This is a genomic window from ANME-2 cluster archaeon, assembly GCA_019429385.1.
Lineage (GTDB): Archaea > Halobacteriota > Methanosarcinia > Methanosarcinales > Methanocomedenaceae > Methanocomedens_B.
In genome coordinates, this window is record JAHYIS010000031.1 from 20,029 (window position 1) to 27,533 (window position 7,505).

The following is a 7,505-nucleotide window of genomic DNA, read 5'->3' on the forward strand; positions in this document are numbered from 1 at the left end:
AATGAATTTGTTCAGGTACCCAACAGGAAAACGATTTGACCATCTTGGCCGAAAACTGGTCATTTATAAATGTGTTGAATGCGGACAGGAAGAGCAGATCGCAGAATAAAACCTGAACAAGAAAAACAAGAAAAAATAAAAAAATGGACCGCCGGTATTACAACCGCGGCCTTTCAATAATTAATTTCACTTAAAATACGGTATAGACCTCTTCGTGAGGATGGACCACGATGCCACTGCTGGTGATATCGTAAGGATGGATCTTCTTGCTGTGGTCTGAACCACGCATCTTATAAACCTCCATGCTGCGTACCCTTACATTCTCCATTCTCTTATAATACAGGGCTATGGTGCCTTCGGTCACAAAATTCTCCACACCAAAACGGCTTGGGTGGTCATCATCCACAATTTCGGATGTCATTAATGAAGTCAAGCCAAGGATTTCCAGGGTGGTGGACAGTTTCAACAGTTCAACACGTATCTTTGCCGGGTCCTGGAGATAAAAACCAATTGAAGTGGTTGAATCCACCACAGCCCTCTTGGCATCAATTTCTTCCTGGATCATTATGATCTGGTCCATCATTGAACGCATATCAAAAGGACGAACATCAACGTATTTCTCCTGGGACGGTATACCAATCTTCGTAGAAGCAGCATCAATGATGGCAAGGCGTCCTTCATCTTCAAGTTTCTTGAAATCCCATCCAAACATCATTGCATTTTCCCTGATCTGTTCGGGTCGCTCCTCTGTTGCAACAAATATGCCGTTCTCTCCATACTTGGTAATTCCATTGTACAGGAACTGAAGGGTGAAAATTGTCTTTCCTGCACCTGATGTACCGGATATAAGGTATGTACGGTCCCTTATAAACCCGCCACCGCACAGTTCGTCAAAACCTTCTACTCCTGTCGGAACACGTACATCCGGGTCACTTAAATTTGTTACATGGCCATCCATTATAAATCTCCCTTGATTTTTTTTCAGTGTTGAAAACTTAGATGCATATTAACACATCATGAGCATTATTATTTAATACAATTAGTTCTCACATCTATTTAAAATTTTAGATTGCACGTGTTGAATTATGTCATCATAGGCTTCTGATTAGGATATTATATTAATAATATATATATTTTTGTTGACCCAATAACGTTTATATTGGATTATATCACATTCGATACTATATGGATAATACAGTTGCCCAATCATCAAATAAACCGGATTTTGTAAATTCTCAAAAACTGGATACAGATAATGATATTGCAATATTGAAAAAGAAGCTCAAGCAAGCGGAAGAACAGAACAACCAGCTTCAGAACAGGCTCCTGGATGCTGCTGTTGCAAATAGTAGTTATCTCCAGAATATTCAGAAACTAAAAGAGCAGCTCGAAGAATTAAAACGTCCCCCGTTGTTCATTGCATCTGTGATGGAAGTACTTGATGATACGGCCCTGCTGCGCCAGCATGGCAGCAACCAGGAAGTACTGATAGACATTCCACTCGAAATGGCAGGTGAACTACAGGCAGGGATGAGAGTTGCCGTAAATAACGGTTTTGGTATTGTCAGTTTCCTGTCAAAACCCGCAGACATGCGGGCCAGGGTTATGGAACTTATTGAAGCTCCTGATACGGATTATAATTCCATCGGCGGTCTCGAAGACGAGATTAAGGAAGTTATTGAGACCATTGAACTGCCGCTCACTGACCCTCAGATGTTCATAGACGTGGGTATCGAACCACCAAAAGGCATATTGCTGTACGGCCCGCCCGGTAGTGGCAAGACACTTATTGCAAAGGCTGTGGCCCACAGGGCCCATGCCACATTTATCAGGATGTCAGGTTCCGAACTGGTACAGAAGTATGTGGGTGAAGGTGCACGACTGGTGCGTGATGTGTTCCAGATGGCGAAAGACAAGTCCCCCAGTATCGTGTTCATTGATGAGATAGATGCCGTGGGCGGACGCCGGACCCATGACGGCACCACTGGCTCAGCTGAAGTGAACCGGACCATGATACAATTGCTTGCCGAACTGGACGGGTTTGAAGAGCGGGGCGATGTTAAGATCATTGCCGCAACAAACCGTATCGACCTGCTGGACCCTGCCCTGCTGCGGCCAGGGCGGTTTGACAGGATCATTGAGATACCCATGCCTGATGAGAAGGGTCGCCTGGAGATCTTCAAGATACATACCAGGAACATGGTACTGGATGAGAATGTGGATTTCGACAAACTGGTCAAGCTCACTGAAGACCTGAGCGGTGCAGATATCAAGGCCATTGTGACCGAAGCAGGTATGTTCGTGATACGCAGGCGGGACAGGAAGATAATGATGAACGATTTCATTGATGCATATCATAAGATCATTGTGGAAGAGAAAGAAGATGCGCCCTCAGGAATGTTCGTATAGGCTGCCACCAGGAAAATATGACTGAATTGCTCACCAGGGACGAAGGAACGATTGCGCTGAATATAGCGCGCAGGGCCATACATGAATATTTGGCCAGCGGTAAGACCATTACAGCGAACGGCCTGCCATCTGTGTTCCATGAGAACAGGGGCGTGTTCGTAACCCTGAACAATCGTTACGATAAGAGAAAGGAACTGAGAGGTTGTATCGGCCGTCCGTATCCGGTCATGCTGCTGGGTGATGCGATAATCATTTCTGCGATCAATGCGGCCACAGAAGACCCCAGGTTCAATCCCGTGACTCTGAGGGAACTGGAAACTATTGAGATAGAAGTTACTGTGCTTACCATGCCAGTGCGCCTGGAAGGAAAAAAAAGCGAACTTCCCGGTAAGATAGAGATAGGCAGGGATGGGCTTATCGTACAAAGAGGGGGATACTCCGGGCTATTGCTGCCACAGGTGGCTGTAGAGCATGGGTTTGATGATGAGGAATTCCTGGGCCAGACCTGCATGAAGGCGGGATTGTTCCCTGATGCGTGGTTAGAGACCGATACTGAAGTGTTTGCGTTTGAAGGGCAGATCTTCCAGGAAGGCTAGCAAAAAAACGATTTGGAAAAGGATGTTTAATCACTATTACCTCACAGGCACCATTATGAAAAATAATAACACAGAACAATACCCTGGCTGTCGAATTGATGATACTGTCACGATATATGGCACGAACTCAATAGGGAATAATTGTACTGTCCTGGAAAATGTTTTCCTGGGTTATCCAACTGGCAAGGTCATTGACGAGGCATCAAACCTGGATATTCCACTTGTTGAATACGAGTTCCCGGGTATAACAATAGGTGACAATGCAGTTGTCCGTTCCGGTTCAATTATATATACCGAAGTGAGAATCGGTAACAATCTTCGAACCGGGCACAATATCCTGGTAAGAGAGAACACTATAATTGGCGATAATGTCCTTATCGGTACCAATGTTGTGATAGATGGTAACACCACTATTGGAAATAATGTCAGCATTCAAAGTAATGTTTACATACCCACAAATACGCACATTGAGGATAATGTGTTCATTGGTCCCTGTGCTGTCCTGACAAATGACAAATATCCCATACGCAAGAAATATGAGCTCAAAGGACCTGTACTCAGGACGGGAGTTTCAATAGGAGCGAACAGTACGCTATTACCGGGAGTTGAGATCGGCGAAGGTGCCATGGTGGCAGCCGGTGCACTGGTCACGAAAGATGTACCACCATGGAAACTTGCGGTGGGCTTTCCGGCCAGTATTGTTGAACTCCCAGTTGAGTTGAGAACGAAAAATAGAATCTGATAGTATGATACCAATAGCAAGACCAATTATTGGAGATGACGAGATACATGCCGTAACCGAGGTCATGAGGTCAGGAGTGATTGCAGAAGGCAGCAAGGTCGCTGATTTTGAAAACACGTATAGCAAATTCATAGGTGTCAACCATGCAATTGCCGTGAACTCGGGGACGGCTGCACTTCAAATCGCATTGCAGGCGGCAGGTATAGGAAAGGGGGATGAGATAGTAACGTCTTCATTTTCATTTATTGCAACCGCAAACTCTGTACTGTATACAGGCGCAAGACCGGTATTTGCAGACATTTCACCTGATACGTTCAACATCGACCCGGATGCTATCCTGAACGGTATCACTCCCCGGACAAAAGCCCTCCTACCCGTACATCTGTACGGTCATCCTGCAGAGATGAAAACCATAATGGAGATCGCAGAAGATAAAAAATTGAAAGTTATCGAAGATGCCTGCCAGGCACATGGTGCAATGGAACAGGGAAAGCATGCCGGTTCGTTCGGGATTGGTGCCTTCAGTTTTTATCCTACCAAGAACATGACAACGAGCGAAGGCGGGATGATAACGACAAATGATACAGAGATAGATGCTGTTGCACGAATGTTACGTTCTCACGGCTCAAAGCAGCGATACCATCATGAGATGCTGGGATATAATTTCAGGATGACTGATATTTCTGCAGCTATCGGTCAGGTCCAGCTTACGAAACTTGATAACTTCAACCAGAAAAGAATGGAGAATGCCGGATATCTGTCAGCAGGATTGAAAGGGCTTCCAGGTATTGAGACACCTCAGGTAAGAAATGGCTGTACCCATGTATTCCATCAATATACTATCAGAGTAACAGAAGATTGCAGGTACGAGCGGGACCAACTTGTTACATCGTTAGGTGAAAATGGTATTGGGACAGGAATATATTATCCTATACCAATACATAAGCAGCCTCTTTACACAAATTTAGGTTATACGGATTCTTTGAAAAATACGGAAATTGCCTCAAGGCAGGTTATATCATTGCCTGTGCACCCTTCTGTTTCAAGGGAAGAACTGGAACATATCATAACAACAATTGGAGAATTAACGGGATGAGAGCAGGAGTAATTGGCATCGGAGCCATGGGTCAGCACCATGTGCGTATCTACAACGATATGAAACATGTAGAACTTGTCGGCATATCTGATGTGTCCGGAAGCAGGGTCAGCGAACTGGCCGGACAGTATGGGGTCAAGGGTTATACCGACCACAAGCAACTGCTTAAGCAGGACCTTGATGTAGTCAGTATTGTTGTGCCAACAACACTGCACATGCCCATAGGAATGGATGCTATTGATGCGGGTGCAAATATCCTGATGGAAAAACCCATTGCCGATACACTGGAAAATGCACACAGATTAACTAATGCCGCTAAAGAGGCGAAGGTCAAGTTCATGGTGGGGCATATCGAACGGTTCAATCCTGCGGTCATGAGGTTGAAGGAGATCATTGATTCGGGAACGCTGGGTAAGATAGTGTCTATATCAACCCGCAGGGTAGGACCCTATAATCCCAGGATACGGGATGTGGGAGTTATTCTTGATATCGGGGTGCATGACATCGATGTTATAGCATATTTGTACGGTATGAAGGTGAACGAGGTATATGCTATTGCTGGTGCAGATATCCATTCCAAGGAAGACCATGCAGCTATCATGCTTCGATTTGACCATGAGTTCTCAGGCCTGGTAGAGACGAACTGGCTGACCCCCCACAAGGTCAGGAAGCTTACTGCCATAGGCGTAAAAGGTGTAGCATATCTTGATTATATCGACCAGACCGTGGAACTGCATGATGGGGAATGGATCCGGAAAGCTAAAATAATAGAAGAAGAGCCTTTACGAAAAGAACTGGAATACTTCGTTGACGTTGTTACAAATGGTGGAGAACCGCAACCGTCAGGAGAAGATGGGATACATGCTCTCAGGGTAGCTATGATGGCAATAGAATCATATAAAAAGGGAAAGGCCATAAAGATTTAAAATTATTTTCTTAAAAATGAGTGAAATTCATGAACGAACTTAAAGAAATATTGGATAAGAAGGGGCCTATCAGGAAGATCGGAGTGATCGGGATGGGATATGTGGGCATACCTGCAGCGGCGCTGTTTGCTGATTCGGATAATTTTGATTTAGTACTGGGATTCCAGAGGGATTCTCCTTCTTCGGGTTATAAGATAGAGATGATAAACCGGGGCGAGAGTCCTTTAAAAGGCGATGAGCCGGGGCTGGAAAAACTTATCAATAAAGTGGTTAAAGCGGGTAAGTTCCAGTGTACATCTGATTTTTCCAGGATATCGGAAGTGGATGCTGTGACTCTTGCCATCCAGACACCCTTTGCCAATCCCCAGGACCTTGAGCCTGATTTTGGCGCCCTTATAGAGGGCATACGGCAGGTGGGGCGGTCTCTCAGTCAAGGTACGCTCGTGGTGCTGGAGTCCACAATAACACCAGGCACTACCGATGGTATGGCAAGGCAGATACTGGAAGAGGAGTCAGGTCTCATTGCGGGAAAAGATTTTGCCCTGGCACATGCTCCCGAGCGGGTGATGGTAGGCAGGCTGCTGCGCAATATCCAGGAACATGACCGTATTGTCGGCGGCATTGACCGGGTCAGCACTGACCGGGCAGTTGAACTGTATACTCCGGTCATGACCACGGGCAGGGTTATTCCGATGACAGCCACGGCCGCTGAGGTGACCAAGACTGCTGAGAACACGTTCCGCGACCTCCAGATTGCTGCCATCAACCAGCTGGCACTGTACTGCGAGGCTATGGGTATCAATGTCTACGATGTGCGCACGGGTGTGGATAGCCTGAAAGGGGAGGGTATAACCAGAGCCATGCTCTTTCCGGGTGCGGGTGTTGGCGGGCACTGCCTTACCAAGGATACTTATCATTTAGAGCGAGGCGTGAAGATATCGGAAGGAAGGCTGGATTATCCACAAGGACTTGATTCTCTTTTCGTGCTGGCCCGCAAGGTGAATGATTTTATGCCGGTGCATATGTATAACCTTACAGTGGACGCACTTAAGAGGACAGGCAAGAACCCTGCGGGTGCTAAGGTGGCCATACTGGGGTGGGCATTTATCAATAACTCGGATGATGCCAGGAATCCACCCTCAGAGCCTTACAGGAAACTGCTGATGGATGCTGGGTGCAAGGTAGCGGTGCATGACCCTCATGTGCTGGAGTATCCGGGTGTGGACATCTCCCGTGAGCTGTCTGATGTGGTGAAGGGGGCGGATGTGGTTGCTATTTTGACCGGGCATGATGAGTATTTCAAACTGGATGCCGGGGTCTTGAAAGGATTCATGGGTAAGGAACATCCGGTTATTGTGGATGGAAGGAATGTGATTGAACCTGATGTGTTTATCAGTGAAGGGTTTGTGTATAAGGGTATCGGGCGCGGGGATAAGAACGGGCATGAGATGAAAAGAAACGGGTGACGTTACCACTGAATAATGAGATTATTGACATGATATAATAGTAAAAAGGTGATTCCTCATAAAAACAATTATACTTGCAGGAGGTTCCGGCACCAGGTTATGGCCGCTCAGTAGAGAATATTATCCTAAACAGTTCCTGAAATTTGGCGATACTTCGTTGTTTCAGGATACGGTAAAACGATGTCTCAGGATATCAGATATTTCGGAGATATTTGTGGTGACCAATGAATCCCAGAAGTTCTTCGTTTTGGGGCAGATGGAAGAGCTGGG

8 protein-coding genes are annotated in these 7,505 nt (G+C 46.0%); 7 read left to right on the plus strand and 1 reads right to left on the minus strand.

Features of this window, described 5'->3' with window-relative positions; all coding sequences use genetic code 11:
• Positions 1-190: 190 nt before the first annotated feature.
• Positions 191-958, minus strand: coding sequence for a circadian clock protein KaiC (locus K0A89_10380; protein ID MBW6518891.1), 768 nt, complete (start codon positions 956-958; stop codon positions 191-193).
• A gap of 227 nt (positions 959-1,185) precedes the next feature.
• Here K0A89_10380 and K0A89_10385 point away from each other — a divergent pair, with 227 nt between their 5' ends.
• The 7 genes from K0A89_10385 to K0A89_10415 all read left to right on the plus strand — a co-directional run.
• A complete protein-coding gene (locus K0A89_10385; protein ID MBW6518892.1) occupies positions 1,186-2,409 on the plus strand; it encodes a proteasome-activating nucleotidase in 1,224 nt (407 codons plus the stop codon).
• Positions 2,410-2,435: 26 nt separating this feature from the next.
• Positions 2,436-3,005, plus strand: a complete 570-nt coding sequence (locus K0A89_10390; protein MBW6518893.1) for a TIGR00296 family protein — start codon at positions 2,436-2,438, stop codon at positions 3,003-3,005.
• Between the two features lie 55 nt (positions 3,006-3,060).
• Complete coding sequence (locus tag K0A89_10395; GenBank protein ID MBW6518894.1) at positions 3,061-3,747, plus strand: acetyltransferase; 687 nt, start codon at positions 3,061-3,063, stop codon at positions 3,745-3,747.
• A 4-nt stretch (positions 3,748-3,751) separates the two neighbouring features.
• Entirely contained in the window at positions 3,752-4,843 is a 1,092-nt protein-coding gene (locus K0A89_10400; protein ID MBW6518895.1) for a DegT/DnrJ/EryC1/StrS aminotransferase family protein, read from the plus strand.
• Complete coding sequence (locus K0A89_10405) at positions 4,840-5,769, plus strand: Gfo/Idh/MocA family oxidoreductase (GenBank protein MBW6518896.1); 930 nt, start codon at positions 4,840-4,842, stop codon at positions 5,767-5,769. The genes K0A89_10400 and K0A89_10405 overlap by 4 nt, the downstream gene beginning before the upstream one ends.
• A gap of 29 nt (positions 5,770-5,798) precedes the next feature.
• The gene (locus tag K0A89_10410; protein MBW6518897.1) at positions 5,799-7,235 is read left to right on the plus strand and encodes a nucleotide sugar dehydrogenase; all 1,437 of its coding nucleotides are present in this window, start codon (positions 5,799-5,801) and stop codon (positions 7,233-7,235) included.
• Positions 7,236-7,293: 58 nt separating this feature from the next.
• A partial coding sequence (locus tag K0A89_10415) for an NTP transferase domain-containing protein (GenBank protein MBW6518898.1) occupies positions 7,294-7,505 on the plus strand: 212 nt, incomplete at its 3' end.

Bases quoted from the DNA above. Each gene is read 5' to 3' on its own strand.
- K0A89_10380 (MBW6518891.1), bottom strand. From the start codon at position 958: ATGGATGGCCATGTAACAAATTTAAGTGACCCGGATGTACGTGTTCCG.
- K0A89_10385 (MBW6518892.1), top strand. From the start codon at position 1,186: ATGGATAATACAGTTGCCCAATCATCAAATAAACCGGATTTTGTAAAT.
- K0A89_10395 (MBW6518894.1), top strand. From the start codon at position 3,061: ATGAAAAATAATAACACAGAACAATACCCTGGCTGTCGAATTGATGAT.
- K0A89_10400 (MBW6518895.1), top strand. From the start codon at position 3,752: ATGATACCAATAGCAAGACCAATTATTGGAGATGACGAGATACATGCC.
- K0A89_10405 (MBW6518896.1), top strand. From the start codon at position 4,840: ATGAGAGCAGGAGTAATTGGCATCGGAGCCATGGGTCAGCACCATGTG.
- K0A89_10410 (MBW6518897.1), top strand. From the start codon at position 5,799: ATGAACGAACTTAAAGAAATATTGGATAAGAAGGGGCCTATCAGGAAG.